We start from the raw sequence: 21,369 nt of genomic DNA on the forward strand, positions 1-21,369 counted from the left end.
ACGTCGCTCACCTGCCCACCCCCTTCTTGGTCGTCCTGGTCGTCTCGATGTCCGCCCTCTCGATGCTTCTCACCGCGCGCGGGACCTTCGGGTCCAGGTCGAACAGCTCACGCAACGCCTCCGCATAATGATCGCCTGCCGGAGACTCCGCGAGCTGTTTGACACGCACGGTGGGCTCATGGAGCAGTTTGTCGACCACGCGCCGGATCGTCTGCGTGACCTCGTCGCGGACCCGCCCGTCGAACTCCGGGAGTCGCGCGGCGAGCCGTCCGAGCTCCGCCTCGACCACGTCCGCGGCCTTGGTCCGCAGCGCGACCACGGTCGGGGTCACCCGCGCGGCGCGCTCGGCCGACAGGTATGCCTCCACCTCGGCGGCGACGATCCGGCGCACGGCGGTGACCGCCTCGGCACGCCCGCCGTCGTCGGTGTCGGCGTCGGCCGCGCCGTCCTGCATCGACTCCAGGTCGACGAGGGTGACGCCGGGCAGCCGCCGTACGGCGGGGTCCACGTCGTGGGGCAGCGCGAGGTCCAGCAGGAACATCTCCCGGGCCGCCACCATGTCGGCGGTGATGACCACGTCGGTGGCGCCGGTGCACGAGATGACCAGGTCGGCCTCGGCCAGCTCGCGCGTCAGGTCACCGAACTCGGCGGCCCGGCCGCCCACCGTCTGGGCCAGCCGTACCGCGCGCTCGTGGGTCCGGTTGACCACCACGATGTCGGTGACGCCGGCCCGCTGCAGGGTCGCGGCCGACAGGGCGCTCATCGAGCCGGCGCCGACCACCAGGGCGCGCCTGCCCTGGATCGGGCCGAGTGTGCGCTCGGCGAGGGTGAGCCCCACGCCCACGAGGGAGGCGCCCGCCCGGTCGATCCCGGTCTCGGTGTGGGAGCGCTTGCCCACCCGCAGCGCCTGCTGGACCAGCTCGTTGAGCGTCGGGCCCAGCGTGCCCTGCTCCTGGGCGAGCTTGAGGGCCGTGCGGACCTGGCCGAGGATCTGCCCCTCGCCCAGGACCATCGAGTCGAGGCCCGACCCCATCGAGAACAGGTGCTCGACGGCCCGGTCCTCGTAGTGCACGTAGAGGTGGGCCGAGAGCTGCTCCATGGGCACGCCCGAGTGGACGGACAGCAGCTCGGAGATCGCGGTCACCGCGGCGTGGAAGCGGTCCACGGTGGCGTAGACCTCGACCCGGTTGCAGGTCGAGACGACCATGGCCTCGGCCACGCAGGCATCCCGCTGGACGGCGTGGAGCAGCTTGACCAGCGCGTCACCGGAGACGGAGACCCGCTCCAGCAGGGCCACCGGAGCGGTCCGGTGGCTGAGGCCGACGACGAGAACGCTCATCGGCCTTCCCCGCCTCTCCCCGGACGTGGACGTGCCCGGTCTCCCGCGTCGTTTCGAGAGACGCGGCGACCCTGGGCCCGCACCTCGTGCTCGCTCACAGGTCCACCGCCTCAGGCCACTCCTCGGCCATCGCAGGCCCCCCAGTCATCCGATCCGTTTTGCGCTGCTCGTGGAACGCAAGGATCTGCAATTCAATAGATAGGTCGACTTTACGGATATCGACGCCTTCTGGCACAGCAAGTACGACGGGGGCGAAGTTCAGGATGCTGGTGACCCCCGCGGCGATGACCCGGTCGGCCACCTGCTGGGCCGCCGCCGCCGGCGTCGCGAGCACCACGATCGACACTCCCCGCCGCCTTATCACGGCTTCCAGCTCGTCGATGTGCTCCACATTCAATCCCGCGATATGGTCGCCCACCACTTCGGGGTCGGCGTCGAGGAGAGCGGCGACCCGGAATCCACGCGAGACGAACCCGCCGTAGTTGGCAAGTGCACGACCGAGGTTACCCACTCCGACGATGGCAACGGCCCAGTCCTGGGTCAGACCCAGCTCGCGGGAGATCTGGTAGATGAGGTATTCGACGTCGTAGCCGACCCCGCGGGTGCCGTAGGAGCCCAGGTGGGACAGGTCTTTGCGGAGCTTGGCCGAGTTGACCCCGGCCGCCACGGCCAGATCCTCCGAGCTCACGGTCGCCAGACCCCGCTCGGCCATGCCGTTCAGCGCGCGCAGGTAGAGCGGCAGCCGGGCGACGGTCGCCTCGGGGATGCCACGTTCACGGGCTTGGGACAGACGGCGGATCACGTGCCGGAGCTCCAGGGGGACAGGCGGCCGGCGCGGTCCGGACGCGACGGATGACGAGGTGAGGCCACTGTCATTCAGGTTAGTCCCTTTGTGAACCGGTGCACAAAGTGGGGGCCGGCGGCGCAGCCGCGGCGCTGACGGTGCGTGTCCTCCCCGTCACTCCTCCGACTACGGAGAGATCACTCTCCCGGTGCCAGCAGCGTAACTTGCCGCGCTCTCGATGGCTTTCTCCCTGATTGCGGAGCAGGGAGATCGCCGGTACATGCCCGCGACTCGGCTACCGTGACGGGCATGGCACCGCAGGACCACCGCATCACATTGCTCGGCAAGCCCGGTTGTCACCTGTGCGACGACGCTCGGACGGTGATCGAGCGGGTCGCCACGGAGCTGGGCGTCCCCTGGGAGGAGCGCGACATCACCGCCTCCGAGGAGGACCAGGCCCGATACTGGGAGATGATCCCGGTCACCCTCGTCGACGGCGTCCAGCACGACTTCTGGCGCGTCGACGAGAACCGCCTGCGCGCCGCGCTCAGAGCCTGAAGGCCGTCGGGAGCGGCATCACCTTCGCGGCGTTCACGTTGAGCTCGATCACGTTGGTGGCCAGCACCATGTTCTGCCGCTCGCTGACGAAACGCTCCACGTGCGGCTGGCGCTGGTGGTCGGAGTAGGCGACCTCGTCACGGTAGAGCTCGTAGACGATGCGCTGGAGCGGGGCCGACTTCACCGAGTGGCACACGTAGATGAGCGTGTCGGGCTCGGAGTGGCGGACCGCCTCAAGCGTCTCCTCGGCCAGCCGGTCGAACCGCTCCCCGGTGCCGTCGATCAGGGTGAACACGGTCAGCAGGCCGAAGATGCTGGGGGACGGGCGGGAGGAGCCGCCCGGCTGCTCGGCCGCGGCGCCCGGATAGCCGGGCCCGGCCGCCTGCGGGCCGCCGCGCCCCAGGTCGGGGCCCTGGCCGTAACCGGGGACGCCGCCGAGGCCGCGGTCCGGGGCCTGGCCGTAACCGGCGGCGCCGGGTTCGGGGGCGCCCTGACCGTATCCGGAGGACGTGCCGAACGCCTGGTCGGCGGGCATCGGCTGGAGGCTGCCGCCCGGCTGGGCGCCGTAGGCCGCGTCGGGTCTGGCGAACTCCCCGGTGCTGGGACCGGCGGTCCTGCCGGCCCCGCCCGGGCCCGTGTGCCTGCCGTACTCGTTGGCCGGGATGTCGTACTCGCCGGTCGCCTGGCCGGCCGGTGCCATCCCGAACTGGCCGGTCACCGGGGGCGGCTGGGTGTATTCGCCGCCACCGGGCCGGCCGGGGGACGGCATGCCGTACTCGCCGGCCATGAAGGTGCCGGTGGCGGGGCCGCCGAACGGATCGCCCTGGGCGGGAGGCTGCTGCATGCGTGCCGCGTAGTCGACCTCCTGCTCGCCCGCGCGGTATTCGGCCACCAGGTCGCCGAGGCCCGAGCGCCGGGGCGGCTCCTCGGGCAGCGCCCGGCGGCCGGGCTCCTCGGGCAGCGCCCGGCGGCGGCCCGCGACCTGCACGTCCCGGGGCGGCTCGGTGGCCGCGCGCCGGCCGGCCGGCCGGCGCTCCTCCCAGCCGTCGTCCGGCTCGTCGTCCTCGTCGTCCTCGTCCTCGTAGGGCGCGAGCGGGCGGAGCACGACGTACCAGACCGCGGCGGCGGTGACGCACAGCAGGAGCGCGGTGAACATCCCCGGGACCGTGAAGCTCACGGCTCCGAGCAGGGCCAGGCCCGTCGGGCCGAGCGCCAGGAGCGCGTGCATGTTGTCGGCGTCGTAGTCGTCGCCCCCGCGCCAGCGCAGGACCGCGAACGCGATGCCGGCCAGCAGGACGAGCGCGACGGCCAGGTGGACGGCCCCGAGCAGATAGGTCGGCGGCAACCCCCAGTAGTTCCTGCCGGGCAGCGTCTTGGAGAAGGCCGTGTCCAGCCGGAGCGGGTCGACCATCATGATCACTGCGGCGACGACGGTGAACGCGGTCCCCAGCAGCCAGGAGGCGAACCTGGCGCTGGACTTGCGCGCCAGGAGCTGGACCACTCCGACGGCCAGCCAGAGGGGGGCGAGCAGCGAGCCGGTCAGCTGATAAATCCGGAATGTGGCCGACCCAAATCCCACTAAATGACCAGTACCGATCACTCCGAGTGACAGGCAGAGCGCCGCCGTCGTAATGCTCCAGGCGATCAACCAGCCTTTGGGCTCCTCGCGGAGACGGCCGACGAGGGCGACTGTGGCAATGGCAGCGAGCAGCGCACCGGCAAACGCGATGACAGCGACGAGGACTTCCATGGTGTCTCCAATGCTGCCGGACATTACCCCCTAACCGGTAGCCGAACTGGTAGTCGGCTCCTCGGTCCGGCCAGAAACTACCGGCCCCACACCGTATCGACCGATTACCCCTAGTCACGACGTTACGAAGTGGATTGTGGAATTTCCTGTTCATTTCTAGAGTGAGCGAGCACGCCGCACCCCCTCCCCCACAGGGATACCGGATGCCAGACACGTGGCCATTCGCCGGGCCTGTCCCCACCGCTTCCGGGGCGGCCCAGCCTGTCCGCAGGAACGAGCTCGCCGCACGCGAGGACGCCTCGGAGGATCTCCGGAGGCTCGTTCTGCGTGCCAAAACGGGAGACACGGACGCGTTTGGCACGCTCTACGACCGTTATCTCGACCTCGTCTACCGCTACATCTACTTCCGGGTCGGATCCCACCCGCTGGCCGAGGACCTCACGAGCGAGACCTTCCTGCGCGCGCTCCGCCGGATCGCCGACTTCACCTGGCAGGGGCGCGACTTCGGGGCCTGGCTCGTGACGATCGCCAGGAACCTGATCACCGACCACTTCAAATCCGGCAGGTACCGGCTTGAGGTCTCGACCGCCGAGGTGATCGACACCCCGCTCGACGGCCCGCACATCCCGGAGAACGCCGTCGTCACCGCCATGATCAGCGATCGGGTGCTCAGCGCCGTCCGCGATCTCGGCCCCGAGCAGCAGGAGTGCGTGGTCCTGCGCTTCCTGCACGGCATGTCGCTGGCGGAGACCGCGCTCATCATGGGCAAGAAGAGCGGGGCGATCAAGGCGCTGCAGTTCCGGGCGATCCGGGCGCTCGCCCGCGCACTCCCCTCGGACCTCAGCTGACCTTGGCCGCCATGCGGGACGCCGATGGCGACGTACCGCGTAACCTGGCGCGCCGAGCCCTCGTTAAGCAAGTGACAACGATGGATCGTGAGCTGGGGGCGGCAGGGAGCGTTCATGGGTAAGTGGCTGCCCGGGATCTCACGGAGATCGCAGGCGCGCATCCAGAACCGCGTGACGAGGCTCGGCTCCCGGATGGGAGGCGGTCCCCGTCCGGAGTTCCGCTCCGCGCTCCGCGACCGCCTCATGGACGCCTCCGGCCAGGACGGCCCGCCCGCCGAACGGCCCGCCCCGGCACGGCCGAGGCCGCGCCCGGGCCCGCTGGCCCGGTTCCTGAGCCTGGGCCTGGCGGCCACGATGGTCCTGGCGGGCCTGGCGACCTACCGGTCGATGCCGGGAGACACGCTCTACCCGCTCAAACGCGCCGCCGAGAGCACGCTGTTCCACCTGAGCACCGACGACGCCGAACGGGCGGGCCGCTCCTTCGACTACGCCGAGACCCGCGCCCACGAGGTCGAGGAGCTCCTCGGCGCCACCCGGCGCCAGAGCGACCTCATCGAGGAGACCCTCCAGGCCATGGAGGACACCACCCGCTCCGCGGTCACCTCCCTGACCCGGGTGCGGCGCCGCGACGCGAAAAGCGACGCCAGGAGCACGGGCCGGCTCAAGCGCTTCGTCCAGAAACAGCGCAACCAGATCGAGGGGATGCTCCCCAAGATGGACGTCGAGGAACGGCGCAGGGCCAACGGCTATCTCAACTACATCGAGGGCCTGGCCCCGCCCGGATGAAGACCCTCACACATGCGAGACATCACCTTCCGCTAACGCGATGTACACCGATTTCACCCACCTGTGCCAGTTAAGCTGAGGTGCTATGAAGCGGCTGATACGACGGCGGGGCGGACCGGAGATAGCCGGAGAGGTGGCGGCCGCGGCGGCGGTCGCGATGCCGATGGCCGATCCCGACCCGACCGCCGCCGCTTTCTTCGACGTCGACAACACCATGATGCGCGGGGCCTCCATCTACCACTTCGCGCGGGGTCTGGCCTCGCGGGGGCTGTTCACCACCAAGGACCTGGTCAAGTTCGCGCTCGGCCAGGCGGTGTTCCGGGTCCGCGGCGACGAGAACCCCGAGCACATCGCCCAGGCCAGGGAGACCGCGCTGGCGTTCGTGGCGGGCAGCAGGGTCGAAGACATCGTCCGCCTGGGCGAGGAGATCTTCGACGAGGCCATGGCCGACCGGATCTGGCCCGGCACCCGCGCCCTCGCGCAGAGCCACCTGGACGCCGGTCAGCGCGTCTGGCTGGTCACCGCGACCCCGGTGGAGCTCGCCCGCGTGATCGCCCAGCGCCTCGGCCTGACCGGCGCGCTCGGCACCGTCTCCGAGACCGTCGACGGCGTCTACACCGGCCGCCTGGTCGGCGACCTGCTCCACGGCCCCGCCAAGGCCGAGGCGGTCCGGGCGCTGGCCCGCCGGGAGGGTCTCGACCTGTCGCGGTGCTCGGCCTACAGCGACTCGGCCAACGACCTGCCGCTGCTCTCCCTGGTCGGCAACGCCGTCGCGATCAACCCCGACGGCGAACTGCGTGACCACGCCCGGGAGAACAAGTGGGACATCAAGGACTTCCGCACCGGGCGTAAGGCCACCATGGTCGCCCTGCCCGTCGCCGCGGGCGCCGGAGCCCTCGCCGGCGGCGTGGCCGCCGCCGTCGCCCTGCGCCGCCTCTACCGCGCCAAGTGAGCCCGGCGGCCACCATCCGGCACCCCAGGTGACCCCGGCGGCCACCGCCCGACGGCTCCAGGCGAGCCCGGCCACCACCGCCCCGCGGCCCTCCGGTTGACCGCCCAGCGGTCCAGGTGACCGCCCACGGTCCGGATGACCGTCCAGCGTCCCGGGTGGGCGCCCGGCACCACAGACGAGCACCGCCCCTACCGCTCCGGGCGGGCCCCCGTACGGCGGGCGGCCCGGTCGAACAGGTCCGCCAGGGCCTGGTTGACGGCCTCCGGACGTTCGAGACCGATCATGTGGCCGGCCCCGGGGAGCACGGCCAGTTCGGCGCCGGGGATCGCCTCGGCGATGCGGCGGCTGTGGGCGGGCGGGATGAGCCGGTCCCGGCCGCCGACCATGACCAGCGTCTCCGCCGAGCCGAGCGCGGCCAGCGCCGCGTATTTGTCGTGGACGAGGAAGTCGCGGAAGAAGCCGACCATCACCTCGGTGGGGGTGGCCGCGGCCATGTCGTTGACGAAGCGCACGTGCCCGCGTGGCGCCCGGGGACCGAAGGCGATGTAGCGGGTCACCGGCAGGTTGGTGCGTGACTTGAGGGCGGCGCTGCGGTCGATGAGCGTGGCGCGGGTCAGCATGCGCTCGAACACGGCGGGTGTGACGCGCGGGGCGAGCCGCCCGATCGGGCCGGGGAGCCCGAACGTGCTGCCGGCCAGCAGGCCGGAGGAGGTGCTCAGCAGCGCCACCCCGGCCACGCGCGCGGCGAAGGCGCCGGGGTGGCGTCCGGCGAACGCCATGACCGTCATCCCGCCCATCGAGTGGCCGACGAGCACCACCGGCAGCCCTCCGGGTACGGCCTGCTCGACCACGGCGGCCAGGTCGTCGCCGAGCCGGTCGACCGTGCACGCGTCGAGCGCTCCGGTCGAGGAGTTTCCGTGCCCGCGCTGGTCGTAGAAGACCAGCGTGGCCCTGCCCGCCAGCGCCTCCCGCTGGAAGTGCCAGCAGTGCCGGTTCATCACCCAGCCGTGCGCGAAGACCACGGCGAACTCGGGCGACTCGGCCTCCTCGACGTCCACCGCGAGCCGTACCCCGTCGTCGGTGGTGACGGTGACCTGCCTGCCGCGGTGCCCGCCGAGGGCCGTCTCCGCGTGCGCCCTGCGCCGCCGTGCGGCGATCCCCAGCGCCACCCCCACGGCGAGCCCGGCGACGACGGCCCTTCTTGCGGTACGGCGTGCGCCCATGACCACTCCCGCGCGTTCGGAGGCTCGATGTCGAGCACACCATAGCCACCCGGGGCGCCCACTGTTAGACGCGGGGGCTAATAAAAACCGGCGCGACCGGTAAGCGCGATGAGCGTGCGCGGCGGCCGGGGGGACGGCGCCGGGGTCAGAAGAAGGGCGGGAAGGCGTGGCCGCGCTGGAGGCGGAGCTCGTTCAGCTGCTGCTGGATGACCTCGCGGACCTGGTCGGTGAGGTTGAAGACCAGCATGGGGTCGTCCGCCTCCGTGGGATCGAACTGGTCGGTGCGGATGGGCTCGCCGAAACCGATCAGCCACTTGGACGGCAGCGGCACCAGGCCGAGGGGCCCCAGCCAGGGGAACAGCGGGGTGACCGGCAGGTAGGGCAGGCCCAGGGCCCTGGCCAGGAAACGCAGGTCACCGATCTTGGGATAGATCTCCTCGGCGCCCACGATGGAGCAGGGGACGATCGGGACCCCGGCGCGGATGGCGGAGGCGACGAAGCCCCCGCGGCCGAAGCGCTGCAGCTTGTAACGCTCGGAGAACGGCTTGCCGACGCCCTTGAAGCCCTCGGGGAAGACGCCGACGAGCTCGCCCTTGCGCAGCAGGCGGTCGGCGTCGTCGCGGCAGGCCAGGGTGTGGCCGGTCTTGCGGGACAGGTGGCCGAGCAGCGGGAGCTGGTAGACCAGGTCGGCGCCGAGGAGACGGACCGCGCGGCGCTCGGGATGGTCGTCGTGGAGCGCCACCTGGAGCATGAGCCCGTCCAGCGGGAGGGTGCCCGAGTGGTTGGCCACCACGAGGGCGCCGGAGTCACCCGGCACGTTGTGCATGCCGACGGTCTCGACGCGGAACCAGTGGCGGTAGAGCGGGCGGATCAGCTCCAGCAGCACCCTGTCGGTGAGCTCGGGGTCGAAGCCGAACTCGTCGACCTCGTAGTCACCCGTGACGCGGCGGCGCAGGAAGGCGAACAGCTCGGCGAGGCCGCGGTCGCCGTCGTCCGGCGACGGCTCCTGCGCGCCGGGCGGCGGGTCGCCCGCGCCGGACGAAGGCCCGGGCCCGGCGGGCGGCGGCGCGTACGTGGAGCGCGCCCGGGTGATGGGGATCACCTCGGCGTCATCTGTCTCAGCGGATTCGCCTGCCATCCGAGTCACCCTGTCATCACCCGGGACAGCGCGTCCACCATGGCCGCGGGGAGCCCGCCGGCCAGGTCCCGGGCGCGGACGAAGTCCTCGAAGGCGGCGGCGGTCGAGAATTTGGGCTTCCAGCCGAGGCCGGCGGCCAGCCGGGCGGTGTCGACCACGCGGCCGTGGCACATCAGGCGGAGCTGCTCGGGGGAGAAGTCGACCAGTCCCGCGCCGCGGGCCAGGTCACCCAGGAGACGGAAGGCGGGAGAGGGCACGGGCAGCGCGAGCAGGCCCGCCCTGCGGGCGCACTGCGACAGCAGGAGCACGCCGTCCCCGGCCACGTTGAACGTGCCGGGGTGGTCCTCCATCGCCATCCGCCTGAGCACCTCGACCGCGTCGTCCTCGTGGACGAACTGCAGCCGGGGGTCGAAGCCGAACACGGTCGGCACCACGGACTGGGTGAAGTAACGGGTCAGCGGCGAATCGACGCCGGGCCCCATGAAGTTGGCGAACCTGAGCGTCGACACGGTCACGTCACGGCGCCGCCGGGCGAAGCCGCGGACGTAGCCCTCGACCTCTGTGGCGTCCTTGGCGTATCCGTGGGCCGGCGGCTCCCCCGGCTCCGCGTCCTCGGTGAAGACCGCGGGATCGCGGGAGGACGAGCCGTAGACCGCCGTGGTGGAGCGGACGACGACACGGCGGACCGTCGCGGACCGCTGACAGGCACCGAGCAGTTGCATGGTGCCGATGACGTTGTGCTCCTTCATGAGCATCCGGCCGCCACTCCGGGGAGGGGCGCTCACCAGGCTCATGTGGACCACTGTGTCGATGTCGGCGGCCGCGATCACCTGGGCGATGTCGGGGCTGCGCAGATCGACGCGGACGAACTCCGTCCGGCCGAGAGGTACGCCGCCATCACGTGAGAGCGAGGGCGGCGGCACCGTGTCTACTCCGATGACCCGGTCGATGTCCGGGTCAGCCGCGAGAACGCTCGCCACTCGGGCGCCGATGTGGCGCGAGACCCCGGTGACAAGCACGGTGTGGGTCATCGGCGCCTCGCAGATCCGCGTTACTACTTCTTGTTACGCCGCTGAATACGGGTCTTCTTGAGAAGCTTGCGGTGCTTCTTCTTCGCCATGCGCTTACGGCGCTTCTTGATCACAGAGCCCACGGGACCCCCAGGTAGCTGGTAGCCGAGATTGTCAATCCGGTGCGCGAACAACACACCGGCTCAACAGACTACCGGCGATCCATGGTAGATCGCCCCTGGGGGGATCCCGGGTACTGGAACTCACGGCGTGGCGATCACGCCGCTACCTCACTGAAGCATGGGCCCTCCGCCGCCGGTCCGGCCGGTCCGGCCGGGAGACTCCGGCCTGCTGGTCGCCCGCCGTTCCGCGCTGGCCACGCGGCCGGCCGGCTCCTCACCGGTCACCCCGCCCGTCGCCCGGGGCCCGCCCGCTTCAACCGGCCTCGATGTAGGCATCCCTGAGATAGTCGTGCACCGCCTGCTCCGGCACTCGGAAGGATCGACCGACCCGGATGGCCGGCAGCTCGCCCGAATGCACGAGTCGGTACACAGTCATCTTGGACACCCTCATGACCGTGGCCACTTCGGCCACCGTCAGGAACTTCACCTCGCTGAGAGGTCTTTCGCCTGCACCCATCGGACGCCTCTTCCGCACGTGTTTCCGGGTTATCCCCACTGGTGCCATTGCTCACGCACGTGTACTGCCGTCAGCGTAAGTCGGGACTCCGGGTGCGCAAACCCCCTACTTTCTCAGTCTCCGCAGCCCCATGTCAGCGAAATGGAGAAACTCGCTGGCCAGCAGCCGGACCGTGCCCCTCGCCTCGATCTTGGAACGGACCAACTGTCTCTTATTAGAGTCGCCCACAATCATCAAAAAGTTGGCAAACGGTCGGCGAGCACCACGGAATGCAGGCGCGAAAAGCCCGTATAGGGATGGCCCATTTTGCGCAACCCCCGTCTCAGAGGGCTCGCACGACCCTCTCGACCAGGTGGCGTGTCAGCGGATCGTAATATCTGGGTAGCACGTTGTCATCGAGCGGGACGGTCACGGCGATCTTGCCTTCCGCCTCCCCGACGAAGAGCGCGGGGTCGTTGCTGTCGGCGAAGCCGACGGTGAGGACGCCCGCCTCGCCGGCCGCGCCGGCCCAGCCGTGGTCGGCGATCACCAGATCGGGGCGGTCGGCGCCGAGCTCGTCGAGCATGGCCCGCATCGGGGCCGCGTCGTGGGTGTGCACGAAGGCGCCCCGGTCGGCCAGCATGGCGACGTCGTCCATGTAGCGGATCTCACGCTTGCGGCCGAACCCGGCGCTCCAGTAGGACCAGCCCTCGGCCGGGCTCAGCAGGGTCGCGCCGTGCTCGCGCGCCAGCCTGGCCAGGGCCATGTGGACGGTGAGCAGGCCGGTGGGGTGGCCGGTGGCGAAGAGGATCCGGGGACCGCCGGTCCGGAGCACGCCGGCGATCGTGTCGCCCATCGCCTCGACCGCGCCGATCGTGCGGTCCGGATCGATGGTGTCCTGGCCCTCGTAGTGGTCCGGGTCGGCCACCACCCCGGCGGACTTGGCCATCAGCGCCAGCACGTCGCGGTAGGACCAGTGGCCCTCCGGCGTCAGCCCGAACATGTGGTGCGGGTCCCGGTTGGCCAGCGACCTGTAGTGATCGAGGTTGTTCTCCCGGCTCGTCGCCACGTCACCGGCGATCCGGGTGCGGATCAGGTGCTCGCGGAGGTCGTCTCGTGTCAGCGGCGACACCGTGCGTCGCGGTCCGGGCGCTGTCAAACTGTGACCTCCTCCGTCACTCGCTCCGCACTCCCCGTCCGGGCGGTGGGCCTGTCCGCCGGCGTCACGGGAGGGGATCCAGCCCGTGGAAGGGGAACACGGCCTTCCTGGTCGCCATGATGGCCCGGTCGATCGGGTCTGCTGGATCATAACCAGCGGAGAAATCACTAAATTCCGGATCTCTGCCATCGGTCAGCGACAACGGCGCCGTCTGCCTGGTCCGCTCCCTGACCAGCCGCCGCCACGCCTGCGGGGTGGCGGTCTCCGGGGCGAGGGGATGTCCGGAGACCTCGGCGATCAGATGGGTCCACGCCCGGGGCACCACCTGCACCAGCTCGTATCCCCCGCCGCCGGTCACGACCCACCGGCCGCCCGCCGTCTCGTGGGCCAGCGCGTGCAGCGCGGCGTAGGCGGTGCGCTGGCCGTCCAGGCTGAGCATCATGTGGGCCAGCGGGTCCAGCGCGTGGCTGTCGCAGCCGTGCTGGGTGACCAGGATCTCCGGGGCGAACTCCCGCAGCAGCGGCGGCACCACCGCGTGGAAGGCCCTCAGCCAGCCGCTGTCGCCGCAGCCGGCCGGCAGCGCCACGTTGACCGCGCTGCCCCCCGCCCCGGTCTCCTCGGGGAAGCCCGTGCCCGGGAAGAGGGTGCGGGGGCTCTCGTGCAGGCTGACGGTGAGGACCCTGGGGTCGTCGTGGAACAGCGCCTGGACGCCGTCCCCGTGATGGACGTCCACGTCCACGTAGGCGACCCTGGAGGCCCCCTGAGCCAGCAGCCAGCCGATCGCCACCGCGGGGTCGTTGTACACGCAGAACCCGCTCGCGGTGGCGGCCATGGCGTGGTGCAGCCCGCCCGCGATGTTCACCGCGTGCTCGGCCTCGCCCGTCCACACCGCGCGGGCCGCGGCCAGGCTCGCGCCGGTGATCAGCGCGGAGGCCTCGTGCACCCCGGTGAAGGCGGGGTTGTCCTCGCTGCCGATCCCGTGGGCCATGTCGGGCCGCCCGGTCACGGAGACCCGCTTGACGGCCTCGATGTAGTCACGCTTGTGGACCAGCGCCAGCTCGTCGTCGGTGGCGGGGGCGCAGCCGGCCACCTCGACCGCGTCCAGCACGCCGAGCTCCCTGGCCAGTGCCATGGTCAGCTCGACCCGCACGGGCGCGAGCGGGTGGCCGGGGCCGAAGTCGTAGGAGGTGAGCGCGTCGTCCCAGACGACCCGAACGGACCGGCTCATGCGCCCCCCTGTCTGATCGCGACGCTACGCGTCGCGGCGCGCTCGCTGGTCGATCTCCCACCCCGGCCGACGTTACCGCACCGATGAGCGGACGGGTTTACACGGCTGTCGCGGAGGAGAAGGCGGTTTTCATCTGAGCGAAATATCCAGCCTTATTCTGACGCGACGGCCGCGGACACGATCGCCTCATTCCCGCCGGGATCCAGCGGGAATTATGCATTATCAAGGAAAGTTCCCTGAAAGATGGGTGATCAGCCCCCGGCGAGCTGGCGGCTGCGGTCCCTCGCGGCCTCGATGGCGGCCAGGAAGGCGGCGCGGACGCTGTGCCTCTCCAACTCGGCGATGGCCGCGATGGTGGTGCCCCCCGGGGAGGTGACCGCCTCGCGCAGGATCACCGGGTGCTCCCCGGAGTCGCGGAGCATGATGGCCGCGCCGACGATCGACTGGGTGACCATGTCGAGGGCCGCGGTGCGGGGCATGCCGAGCAGGATGCCCGCGTCGACCATGGCCTCGACGAGATAGAAGAAGTAGGCCGGACCGCTGCCGGACAGGGCGGTGGCGGCGTCCTGCTGCGTCTCGGGGATGCGCAGCACCTTGCCGACCGGCTTGAGCAGGTCCTCGGCCCGCCTGAGGTGCTCCTCCGAGGCGTGGGCGCCCGCCGAGATCACGCTCATCGCCTCGTCCACCAGGACCGGCGTGTTGGACATGACCCGGACCACCGGGATGTCGGCGCCGAGCCGCGACTCCACGAACGAGGTGGTGATGCCCGCCGCCGCCGAGATCACCAGCCGGTCGGCCGGGACGTGCGCCGCGATCTCGGCCAGCAGGGACCCCATGTCCTGCGGCTTGACCGCGAGGATGATCGTGTCGGCGCCCTTGGCGGCCTCGGCGTTGGAGACCACCTGCACGCCGTAGCGCTCCCTGAGGGCCGCGGCCCGCTCGGCGCGCCGCGCGGTCGCCATCACGTCACCCGGCCTGAACCCGGCCCGGAGCAGCCCCGACAGCAGCGCCTCGCCCATCTTGCCGGTTCCCAGAATCGCGATCATGTCAGCGCACCTTGCCTGAGGAGAAGTGGTTGACCAGCCTATGGGATCCGCCCACGCGGCCCCCGGCAGCCGCCCATGGTGGCGACATACACTGCATTTAGTGGTAACCAACGTTGGAGGGGCAGAGTGACCGTCACCCAGATCGACATAGACGACGAAGCTCTCGCCGAAGCCATGAGGATGCTGGGCACCTCGACGAAGAAGGACACCGTGAACGCGGCCCTGCGCGAATACGTGGCCCGGGTCAAGCGGATCGAAGCGCTGGAGAAGCTGGCGGCCCGTGCGGAACGGGGCGAGTTCGACGACGCGATGAAGGCTCGGCAGGTGGCCAAGGTGGCGCGGCGGCAGTTCCTCTCTTGATCCGCCACCTCGCCGACACCTCGGCCATCTGGCACCTGCTGCGCACCCCCGAGACCCGAGACGCCTGGTCCGACCGGATCTCATCCGGGGTGCTGAGCATCTGCGAACCGACCAGGACGGAGTTCCTCTACTCGGCGACCGGTCCCGCACACCGCGACGATCTGGAGGCCGAGCTGGAGGCCCTGTGCAAGTCCGTCCCGGTCCCCAAGGCCGCATGGCGCTGGGTGGAGAACGCCCAGTACAAACTCACCCAGAAAGGGCAGCACCGTTCCACCGGACCGATCGACCTGCCGCTGTGCGCGACAGCCGTGCACCACGGGTTGACCGTGCTGCACATCGACGACGACTTCGTCACCGTCTCGACGGTCATGACCGAGGTCCTGCAGCGCGACGTCCGGACGCACTGAACCGGGCCGGGGCCCGGTCCGTTGTAAGGGTATGCGTATGATCGCGACCTCTCTTCTGGCCGGAAGCCTGCTGCTGGCCGTGGGCTGCGGCGCCGAACACAGCGCCGGCGCCGTCACCGGCGCCGCGACCACCGGCGCCGGCCCTTCCAGACCGGTGGCCCACACGGTGGCCCCCCGGGTCGAGCCCTCACAGGGCCCCCGGGCGACCAGGCCCCAGGGCCACACCGTCAACCCCCGCAAGGTGCGGTGGCTGACGGCGGAGCCGTCCAAGGACGGGCGGAGCCTGCGGATCACCTGGTGGTCCGGGGTGGAGCCGTGCACCGTGCTCGACCGCGTGAGCGTCAAGGAGACGGCCAGGCGCGTGACCGTCACCCTCTGGGAGGGCCCGAGCGCCAAGGCCCGGAACATGGCCTGCATCGCCATCGCCGTCCAGAAGGTGACGACCGTCAAGCTCAAGGCCCCCCTCGGCGACCGCAAGGTCGTCGACGGCGCCAGGTCCTGAGCGGCGCCGGGTCCCGAGCCCGCCACGGCTCCCGCCGCGCGGCGGGAGCCGTGGCCGAGGGGTCAGCGGCAGGTGACGCCGGCCTTCATCCGGCAGCCCGAGGGAAGCTTGGGCCGCTCATCGGTCCAGCCCATCTTGTCGATGACCCTGTAGGTCGTCACGGTGCCCTCCGGGACCCCGCCTTCCGCGGCCGTCGTGACGATTCTCAGGGCCATGCCCTCACCGGTCCGAGGATCGAGGAGGACCTCTTGCTTGGCCGGCACCTCGCGGACGCCCAGTACGGCACTGCCCGCGCCGAGGCCGACGGCGACGGCGGGACGGCCCAGCGGATCGTTGTCCTCCCGTGCCGTCCTGGCCTCGGGTCCTTCGGCGTACAGGCGCAGCAACGCCGCCCGGAGCCCGGGAGGGGCCGGCATGATCGCCAGATCGAGCACGGCCTGCTGGAGGAATTTCTCCCAGGGCTGCGTGATGCCCCGCTTCTGCAAGTCCTTGCGGTAGCCCTCGAGGCGCTCTCGCAGCCGCGCCGGATCGGTCGGGAGGGCGTCCAGCTCGGCGACGGTGAGGCCGGCCATGCCGAGGTCGATGACCTTACCCATGATCCGGTACTGACGCCGCGACGGCTTGTCGGTGAGGACGGGACAGCCGGGAGAAGGGGCCTCGCACGCGAACAGGTTCCAGCGCTTGGGCGAGCCCTGCTTCCGCCAGATCTTCTCGTCCTCCGGCGTGTCCGGCCGGGCACCGGATGACTCCTTCGCCTCGACGTACAGGTCTCCCGGCTTCCGCGGGGTCCACTGGACCGTGTTCTCCCTGGACGCGATCCAGTAGCGCGCGGATTCCTTGCCGACCAGATGCCGGCCGACGTTGGTCGCCTGGAGGCGCCAGTAGGCGCCGCTCCCGGGCGGCAGCTTCTCCGCCCTGTCGGCGACTTCCAGGAGCAGTCGCCCACCGGTCTTCGGCGCTCCCAGCGCCGGGGGTGACGCCGGGGCCAGGAGGGTCGCGGCCAGCGCGACTGCGGTGATGACGGCGGCGGTGGCCATGGAGGCTCCAATGATCAGTGTCCAGGTGGGGTGACGGCGGCGCCGTACCTCGTGGGTGGTCAGGCGGGCGCGGGCGCGGGCGACGGCCTCGGGTGTCGGCGGCGGCGCGTCCGGCAGGGCGGACGCCAGCAGGGTGATCTCATCCATCGGCGGCCTCCAGCGGGTTGACGTCGCCCAGCGCCCTGCGGAGCTGCTTGCGGGCGCGGTTCAGCCGGGACGCCACGGTCCCGTAGGGAATGTCCAGCGCGGCCGCCACCTCGGCGTGGGCGAGCCCGCCGAGCGCGACGAGCAGGACGACGTCGCGGTCGCGCTTGGCCAGGCCGGCCAGCGCCCCCGCGAGCCGGCCGGTCACCTGCCCGGCGGCGACCCTGACGGCCACGGCGTTCTCGTGGCTGTCCACATGACCTGCCGCCTCGGCACGGCTGAGCGCCTTCCAGCGGCGTACCTCGCTCCGCCGGTGCCTGGCCAGCAGGTTGGTGGCGATGCCGTACAGCCAGGGCCGGACGCCGCCCCGCTCGACGTCGAAGCGGTCGCGGTCGCGGAAGGCCACGAGGAAGGTCTCGGCCGCGATGTCGTCGGCGGCGTCGGTGTCCAGGCGCCGGGCGACGTAGCGGTGGATCTCGGCGAAGTGGGCGTCGAAGACCCGGTCGAAGTCGTCGCGCGGCGACCACTCGCCGGCCCCGGGCCCGAGCCCGAGATCGGGGGAGCCGATCACGTCTCGGCCCCCCGACCGGGATCAGGGGGAGCGATCATGCGTGCTCCTTCGTTGGGAGACAGGGAACGCCTGCTGTTTCCCGAAGGGCGGGAATGCTTTCACGCCCCACAGGGTTGAGCGACATAGACTCAAGTCGTTTGACAAACCTCGCACGAGGTTCCACTATGAGTCTGACCGACTCAACTTTGACTACAAGGACGTACTCATGGCACGTGCGGTAGGTATCGACCTGGGGACGACCAACTCCGTCGTCTCGATCCTCGAGGGCGGTGAGCCCACCGTCATCGCCAACGCGCAGGGCTCGCGGACCACGCCGTCCGTGGTCGCCTTCGCCAAGAACGGCGAGGTCCTCGTCGGTGAGGTCGCCAAGCGGCAGGCCGTCACCAACGTGGACCGCACGATCCGCTCGGTCAAGCGCGAGATGGGCACCAACTGGTCCGTCGAGATCGACGGCAAGAAGTTCTCCCCGCAGCAGATCAGCGCCTTCGTCCTGCAGAAGCTCAAGCAGGACGCCGAGGCCTACCTGGGCGAGAAGATCACCGACGCGGTGATCACCGTCCCGGCCTACTTCAACGACGCCCAGCGCCAGGCGACCCAGGAAGCCGGCACCATCGCCGGTCTCAACGTCCTGCGCATCATCAACGAGCCCACCGCGGCGGCGCTCGCCTACGGCCTGGACAAGGAGAAGGACGAGACCATCCTCGTCTTCGACCTCGGCGGCGGCACCTTCGACGTGTCCCTGCTCGACGTCGGCCAGGAGGACGGCCACGGCTTCGTCGAGGTCAAGGCCACCAGCGGCGACAACCACCTCGGTGGTGACGACTGGGACCAGCGCGTCGTCGACGAGCTCGCGACCCGGTTCAAGAACGCCCACGGCGTCGACCTGACCAAGGACAAGATGGCCCTCCAGCGCCTGCGCGAGGCGGCGGAGAAGGCCAAGATCGAGCTCTCCAGCCAGTCGGAGACCTCCGTCAACCTCCCCTACATCACCGCCTCGGCCGAGGGCCCCCTCCACCTGGAGGAGAAGCTCACCCGCGCCGAGTTCCAGCGGATCACCGCCGACCTGCTCGAGCGGACCAAGGGCCCGTTCAACCAGGTCATCAAGGACGCCGGCATCAAGGTCTCCGACATCGCCCACGTGGTGCTCGTCGGCGGCTCGACCCGCATGCCCGCGGTCGCCGAGCTCGTCAAGGAGCTGACCGGCGGCAAGGAGCCCAACAAGGGCGTCAACCCGGACGAGGTCGTGGCCATCGGCGCCGCCCTCCAGGCCGGCGTGCTCAAGGGCGAGGTCAAGGACGTCCTGCTGCTCGACGTGACCCCGCTGTCGCTGGGCATCGAGACCAAGGGCGGCATCTTCACCAAGATCATTGAGCGCAACACCACGATCCCGACCAAGCGCTCGGAGGTCTTCACCACGGCCGAGGACAACCAGCCGTCGGTGCAGATCCAGGTCTACCAGGGCGAGCGCGAGATCGCCGCCTACAACAAGAAGCTGGCCACCTTCGAGCTGACCGGCATCGCCCCGGCGCCGCGCGGCATCCCGCAGATCGAGGTCACCTTCGACATCGACGCCAACGGCATCGTCAACGTCTCCGCCAAGGACCTCGGCACCGGCAAGGAGCAGACGATGACGATCACCGGCGGCTCCGCGCTGCCGAAGGACGACATCGAGCGCATGATGCGCGAGGCCGAGTCCTACGCCGAAGAGGACAAGAAGCGCCGCGAGGACGCCGAGACGCGCAACAACGCCGACTCGCTCGTCTACCAGACCGAGAAGTTCCTCGGCGAGAACGCCGAGAAGGTCCCGGACGACATCAAGACCGAGGTCAACGAGGCGCTCGCCGAGCTCAAGAAGACGCTTGAGGGCACCGACTCGGCCGAGATCCGCACCGCGGCCGAGAAGCTCGCCACCGTCAGCCAGAAGATGGGCTCGGCGATCTACGCCCAGTCCCAGGGCTCCGAGGCTCCGGCCGGCGCCACCGGCGCCGACGACGCGGCCGGCCAGAAGGCCGACGACGACGTGGTCGAGGCCGAGATCGTGGATGACGAGCCGAAGCGCGAAGACGGCAAGAAGTGACGGCGGGAGAGCCGAGGGGAGCGCGAGCGTGAACACGCGTGAGAACGGTTCCGGGGAGGAGCCGGTGATCCGCGACAACCGCAAGATCGACCCGGAGACGGGCGAGGTCCGCGAGGCGGTCAAGGAGCAGGCCGGACAGCCTGCTCCGGCCGCCGACCTCGCCTCGGTCGAGCTGGCCACCCAGCTCGCCGAGCGCACCGCGGACCTGCAGCGCCTCCAGGCGGAGTATTCCAACTACCGCAAGCGGGTCGAGCGGGACCGGACCGCGGTCAAGGAGCAGGCGGTGGCCGGCGTGCTGGCCGAGCTGCTGCCGGTCCTCGACGACATCGGCCGGGCCCGTGACCACGGAGAGCTCACCGGCGGCTTCGCCAAGGTGAGCGAGTCGCTGGAGGCGGCCACCGGGAAGCTGGGACTGAGCACCTTCGGCACCAAGGGCGAGCCTTTCGACCCGACGGTGCACGAGGCGCTCCTGCACAGCTACTCCCCCGACGTCACCGAGCCGACCTGCGTGGAGATCCTGCAGTCCGGTTACCGGATCGGCGAGCGTGTGCTCCGCCCGGCGCGGGTCGCGGTCGCCGAGCCCGAAGAGCCCACCTCGAACGACAACTGACACCCCCTCTCTGAGAAGGAACGGAAGATGAGCACCAAGGACTACCTGGAGAAGGACTACTACGCCGTCCTTGGTGTGCCCAAGACCGCCACCGCCGAAGAGATCAAGAAGGCATACCGGAAGCTGGCCAGGCAGTACCACCCGGATGCCAACCAGGGCAGCACGGAGACCGAGGCCAAGTTCAAGGAGGTCTCCGAGGCCTACGACATCCTGTCCGACACCAAGCGCCGCAAGGAGTACGACGAGGCGCGGACGCTGTTCGGATCGGGACTCGGCGGTTACGCGGGGGCCGGGGGGGCCTCCCGCGGGGGCGGGTTCCCCTTCGACCTGGGAGACCTGTTCGGCGGCACCAACCAGCAGCAGCAGGGCGGCGCCGGGGAGCGCATCGGCGACATCTTCGGCGGCCTGTTCAACCGGGGCTCCGCCAGCCGCGCCGGCGGGACGACCAGCACCAGGGCACGGCGCGGCCAGGACATCGAGTCGGAGGTCACGCTCTCGTTCGGCGAGGCCGTGGACGGCGCCACCGTCTCGCTCCGGCTCACCAGCTCCTCGGCGTGCACGGCGTGCAGCGGCACCGGCGCCAAGGCCGGGACCACCCCGCGGGTCTGCCCGACCTGCGAGGGCACCGGCGCGGCCAGCCGTAACCTGGGCAACTTCGCCTTCTCCGAGCCGTGCCGCGACTGCAAGGGCCGCGGCCTGCTGGTGGACGACCCGTGCCCGGTGTGCGAGGGGAGCGGGCGGGGCAGGAGCACCCGCACGATCCAGGCGCGCATCCCGGCCGGGGTCGGCGACGGCCAGCGCATCAAGCTCAAGGGCAAGGGCGCGCCCGGCGAGAACGGCGGGCCGGCCGGTGACCTGTACGTCCAGATCCACGTCAAGTCGCACCCGGTCTTCGGCCGGACCGGCGAGAACCTGACGATCACCGTGCCGGTCACCTTCACCGAGGCGGCACTCGGCGCCGAGATCAAGGTGCCGATCCTCAAGGGAATGCCGGTCACCCTGCGCATCCCCGAGGGGACCCCGAACGGCCGCACCTTCCGGGTGCGGGGCAGGGGCGTGCCCCGCAAGGACGGCACCAAGGGCGACCTGCTCGCCACGGTCGAGGTCCTGGTGCCCCAGCAGCTCGAGGACAAGGCGCGCAACGCTCTGGAGGAGTTCCGCGACGCCACGGCGGGCGGTGACCCGCGGGCCGACCTCATCCAACAGGCCAGAAGCGAGTAGC

The 21,369-nt window shown here is 70.7% G+C and carries 23 protein-coding genes; 10 read left to right on the forward strand and 13 right to left on the reverse strand.

The window, feature by feature from the left end; all coding sequences use genetic code 11:
* Positions 1 to 7: 7 nt before the first annotated feature.
* Both ACZ6R6_RS05015 and ACZ6R6_RS05020 read right to left on the reverse strand, forming a co-directional pair.
* Positions 8 to 1,339, reverse strand: coding sequence for a glutamyl-tRNA reductase (locus ACZ6R6_RS05015; RefSeq protein WP_470090268.1), 1,332 nt, complete (start codon positions 1,337 to 1,339; stop codon positions 8 to 10).
* 94 nt (positions 1,340 to 1,433) lie between these two features.
* On the reverse strand, positions 1,434 to 2,141 hold the full coding sequence (locus ACZ6R6_RS05020; RefSeq protein WP_470090269.1) for a redox-sensing transcriptional repressor Rex: 708 nt from the start codon (positions 2,139 to 2,141) through the stop codon (positions 1,434 to 1,436).
* Between the two features lie 291 nt (positions 2,142 to 2,432).
* Here ACZ6R6_RS05020 and ACZ6R6_RS05025 point away from each other — a divergent pair, with 291 nt between their 5' ends.
* Positions 2,433 to 2,681: a glutaredoxin family protein gene (locus tag ACZ6R6_RS05025; RefSeq protein WP_306860498.1), complete on the forward strand. Its 249-nt coding sequence runs from the start codon at positions 2,433 to 2,435 to the stop codon at positions 2,679 to 2,681.
* On the opposite strand, the gene ACZ6R6_RS05030 is transcribed toward ACZ6R6_RS05025, so the two are convergent.
* Positions 2,671 to 4,260 (reverse strand): antibiotic biosynthesis monooxygenase, encoded by a 1,590-nt coding sequence (locus ACZ6R6_RS05030; protein WP_470090270.1) that lies wholly within the window; start codon positions 4,258 to 4,260, stop codon positions 2,671 to 2,673. The two genes, ACZ6R6_RS05025 and ACZ6R6_RS05030, sit on opposite strands and share 11 nt — an antisense overlap.
* A 374-nt stretch (positions 4,261 to 4,634) precedes the next feature.
* Between ACZ6R6_RS05030 and ACZ6R6_RS05035 the strand changes: the two genes are divergently transcribed.
* From ACZ6R6_RS05035 to ACZ6R6_RS05045, 3 genes are all read left to right on the forward strand, one after another.
* Positions 4,635 to 5,279, forward strand: a complete 645-nt coding sequence (locus ACZ6R6_RS05035; RefSeq protein WP_306860502.1) for a sigma-70 family RNA polymerase sigma factor — start codon at positions 4,635 to 4,637, stop codon at positions 5,277 to 5,279.
* A gap of 114 nt (positions 5,280 to 5,393) precedes the next feature.
* Positions 5,394 to 6,065, forward strand: a complete 672-nt coding sequence (locus ACZ6R6_RS05040) for a DUF5667 domain-containing protein (protein ID WP_306860503.1) — start codon at positions 5,394 to 5,396, stop codon at positions 6,063 to 6,065.
* 85 nt (positions 6,066 to 6,150) lie between these two features.
* A complete protein-coding gene (locus ACZ6R6_RS05045; protein ID WP_470090272.1) occupies positions 6,151 to 7,017 on the forward strand; it encodes an HAD family hydrolase in 867 nt (288 codons plus the stop codon).
* 188 nt (positions 7,018 to 7,205) lie between these two features.
* Here the strand turns inward: ACZ6R6_RS05045 and ACZ6R6_RS05050 are convergent, their stop codons facing one another.
* The 8 genes from ACZ6R6_RS05050 to proC form a co-directional block, all read right to left on the reverse strand.
* Positions 7,206 to 8,240, reverse strand: a complete 1,035-nt coding sequence (locus ACZ6R6_RS05050; RefSeq protein ID WP_470090273.1) for an alpha/beta fold hydrolase — start codon at positions 8,238 to 8,240, stop codon at positions 7,206 to 7,208.
* 145 nt (positions 8,241 to 8,385) lie between these two features.
* Positions 8,386 to 9,378, reverse strand: coding sequence for a lysophospholipid acyltransferase family protein (locus ACZ6R6_RS05055; RefSeq protein ID WP_470090274.1), 993 nt, complete (start codon positions 9,376 to 9,378; stop codon positions 8,386 to 8,388).
* A 5-nt stretch (positions 9,379 to 9,383) separates the two neighbouring features.
* The gene (locus ACZ6R6_RS05060; RefSeq protein ID WP_470090275.1) at positions 9,384 to 10,409 is read right to left on the reverse strand and encodes an NAD-dependent epimerase/dehydratase family protein; all 1,026 of its coding nucleotides are present in this window, start codon (positions 10,407 to 10,409) and stop codon (positions 9,384 to 9,386) included.
* 23 nt (positions 10,410 to 10,432) lie between these two features.
* Positions 10,433 to 10,531 (reverse strand): 30S ribosomal protein bS22, encoded by a 99-nt coding sequence (locus ACZ6R6_RS05065; RefSeq protein ID WP_018654693.1) that lies wholly within the window; start codon positions 10,529 to 10,531, stop codon positions 10,433 to 10,435.
* Positions 10,532 to 10,823: 292 nt separating this feature from the next.
* Entirely contained in the window at positions 10,824 to 11,027 is a 204-nt protein-coding gene (locus ACZ6R6_RS05070) for a helix-turn-helix domain-containing protein (RefSeq protein WP_012887307.1), read from the reverse strand.
* 322 nt (positions 11,028 to 11,349) lie between these two features.
* A complete protein-coding gene (locus ACZ6R6_RS05075; RefSeq protein ID WP_470090480.1) occupies positions 11,350 to 12,138 on the reverse strand; it encodes a phosphatase in 789 nt (262 codons plus the stop codon).
* A gap of 91 nt (positions 12,139 to 12,229) precedes the next feature.
* Entirely contained in the window at positions 12,230 to 13,393 is a 1,164-nt protein-coding gene (locus ACZ6R6_RS05080; RefSeq protein ID WP_470090276.1) for an acetoin utilization protein AcuC, read from the reverse strand.
* Positions 13,394 to 13,644: 251 nt separating this feature from the next.
* On the reverse strand, positions 13,645 to 14,439 hold the full coding sequence (gene proC, locus ACZ6R6_RS05085) for a pyrroline-5-carboxylate reductase (protein ID WP_306860526.1): 795 nt from the start codon (positions 14,437 to 14,439) through the stop codon (positions 13,645 to 13,647).
* Positions 14,440 to 14,565: 126 nt separating this feature from the next.
* On the opposite strand from proC, the gene ACZ6R6_RS05090 reads away from it, so the two are divergent.
* Genes ACZ6R6_RS05090 through ACZ6R6_RS05100 form a run of 3 tightly spaced genes read left to right on the forward strand, consistent with a single transcriptional unit; the run spans position 14,566 to position 15,708 of the window.
* Positions 14,566 to 14,799 carry a type II toxin-antitoxin system VapB family antitoxin gene (locus ACZ6R6_RS05090; RefSeq protein WP_470090277.1) on the forward strand — a complete coding sequence of 78 codons (234 nt, stop codon included), beginning with the start codon at positions 14,566 to 14,568 and terminating at the stop codon, positions 14,797 to 14,799.
* Positions 14,796 to 15,206: a PIN domain-containing protein gene (locus ACZ6R6_RS05095; RefSeq protein ID WP_470090279.1), complete on the forward strand. Its 411-nt coding sequence runs from the start codon at positions 14,796 to 14,798 to the stop codon at positions 15,204 to 15,206. Before ACZ6R6_RS05090 ends, ACZ6R6_RS05095 begins: the two co-directional genes overlap by 4 nt.
* Positions 15,207 to 15,243: 37 nt before the next feature.
* Positions 15,244 to 15,708: a hypothetical protein gene (locus ACZ6R6_RS05100; protein ID WP_470090280.1), complete on the forward strand. Its 465-nt coding sequence runs from the start codon at positions 15,244 to 15,246 to the stop codon at positions 15,706 to 15,708.
* 62 nt (positions 15,709 to 15,770) lie between these two features.
* Here ACZ6R6_RS05100 and ACZ6R6_RS05105 read toward each other — a convergent pair whose 3' ends face one another.
* Together ACZ6R6_RS05105 and ACZ6R6_RS05110 are read right to left on the reverse strand one after the other, a co-directional pair.
* Complete coding sequence (locus ACZ6R6_RS05105) at positions 15,771 to 16,892, reverse strand: hypothetical protein (RefSeq protein WP_470090282.1); 1,122 nt, start codon at positions 16,890 to 16,892, stop codon at positions 15,771 to 15,773.
* Positions 16,885 to 17,460, reverse strand: coding sequence for an RNA polymerase sigma factor (locus ACZ6R6_RS05110; RefSeq protein WP_470090283.1), 576 nt, complete (start codon positions 17,458 to 17,460; stop codon positions 16,885 to 16,887). The genes ACZ6R6_RS05105 and ACZ6R6_RS05110 overlap by 8 nt, the downstream gene beginning before the upstream one ends.
* A gap of 205 nt (positions 17,461 to 17,665) precedes the next feature.
* On the opposite strand from ACZ6R6_RS05110, the gene dnaK reads away from it, so the two are divergent.
* The 3 genes from dnaK to dnaJ are packed head-to-tail and all read left to right on the forward strand — an operon-like array spanning position 17,666 to position 21,368.
* Complete coding sequence (gene dnaK, locus ACZ6R6_RS05115; protein WP_470090284.1) at positions 17,666 to 19,537, forward strand: molecular chaperone DnaK; 1,872 nt, start codon at positions 17,666 to 17,668, stop codon at positions 19,535 to 19,537.
* 28 nt (positions 19,538 to 19,565) lie between these two features.
* A complete protein-coding gene (gene grpE / locus ACZ6R6_RS05120; protein ID WP_470090285.1) occupies positions 19,566 to 20,147 on the forward strand; it encodes a nucleotide exchange factor GrpE in 582 nt (193 codons plus the stop codon).
* A 27-nt stretch (positions 20,148 to 20,174) separates the two neighbouring features.
* Positions 20,175 to 21,368 (forward strand): molecular chaperone DnaJ, encoded by a 1,194-nt coding sequence (dnaJ, locus tag ACZ6R6_RS05125; RefSeq protein ID WP_470090287.1) that lies wholly within the window; start codon positions 20,175 to 20,177, stop codon positions 21,366 to 21,368.
* The last annotated feature ends 1 nt before the right edge of the window (position 21,369 follow it).

The sequence above is a fragment of the Streptosporangium sp. NPDC048886 genome, from assembly GCF_055586905.1.

Bases quoted from the DNA above. Each gene is read 5' to 3' on its own strand.
- ACZ6R6_RS05015 (WP_470090268.1), bottom strand. From the start codon at position 1,339: ATGAGCGTTCTCGTCGTCGGCCTCAGCCACCGGACCGCTCCGGTGGCC.
- ACZ6R6_RS05025 (WP_306860498.1), top strand. From the start codon at position 2,433: ATGGCACCGCAGGACCACCGCATCACATTGCTCGGCAAGCCCGGTTGT.
- ACZ6R6_RS05035 (WP_306860502.1), top strand. From the start codon at position 4,635: ATGCCAGACACGTGGCCATTCGCCGGGCCTGTCCCCACCGCTTCCGGG.
- ACZ6R6_RS05040 (WP_306860503.1), top strand. From the start codon at position 5,394: ATGGGTAAGTGGCTGCCCGGGATCTCACGGAGATCGCAGGCGCGCATC.
- ACZ6R6_RS05045 (WP_470090272.1), top strand. From the start codon at position 6,151: ATGAAGCGGCTGATACGACGGCGGGGCGGACCGGAGATAGCCGGAGAG.
- ACZ6R6_RS05050 (WP_470090273.1), bottom strand. From the start codon at position 8,240: ATGGGCGCACGCCGTACCGCAAGAAGGGCCGTCGTCGCCGGGCTCGCC.
- ACZ6R6_RS05055 (WP_470090274.1), bottom strand. From the start codon at position 9,378: ATGGCAGGCGAATCCGCTGAGACAGATGACGCCGAGGTGATCCCCATC.
- ACZ6R6_RS05060 (WP_470090275.1), bottom strand. From the start codon at position 10,409: ATGACCCACACCGTGCTTGTCACCGGGGTCTCGCGCCACATCGGCGCC.
- ACZ6R6_RS05070 (WP_012887307.1), bottom strand. From the start codon at position 11,027: ATGGGTGCAGGCGAAAGACCTCTCAGCGAGGTGAAGTTCCTGACGGTG.
- ACZ6R6_RS05080 (WP_470090276.1), bottom strand. From the start codon at position 13,393: ATGAGCCGGTCCGTTCGGGTCGTCTGGGACGACGCGCTCACCTCCTAC.
- proC (WP_306860526.1), bottom strand. From the start codon at position 14,439: ATGATCGCGATTCTGGGAACCGGCAAGATGGGCGAGGCGCTGCTGTCG.
- ACZ6R6_RS05100 (WP_470090280.1), top strand. From the start codon at position 15,244: ATGATCGCGACCTCTCTTCTGGCCGGAAGCCTGCTGCTGGCCGTGGGC.
- ACZ6R6_RS05105 (WP_470090282.1), bottom strand. From the start codon at position 16,892: ATGGATGAGATCACCCTGCTGGCGTCCGCCCTGCCGGACGCGCCGCCG.
- dnaK (WP_470090284.1), top strand. From the start codon at position 17,666: ATGGCACGTGCGGTAGGTATCGACCTGGGGACGACCAACTCCGTCGTC.
- dnaJ (WP_470090287.1), top strand. From the start codon at position 20,175: ATGAGCACCAAGGACTACCTGGAGAAGGACTACTACGCCGTCCTTGGT.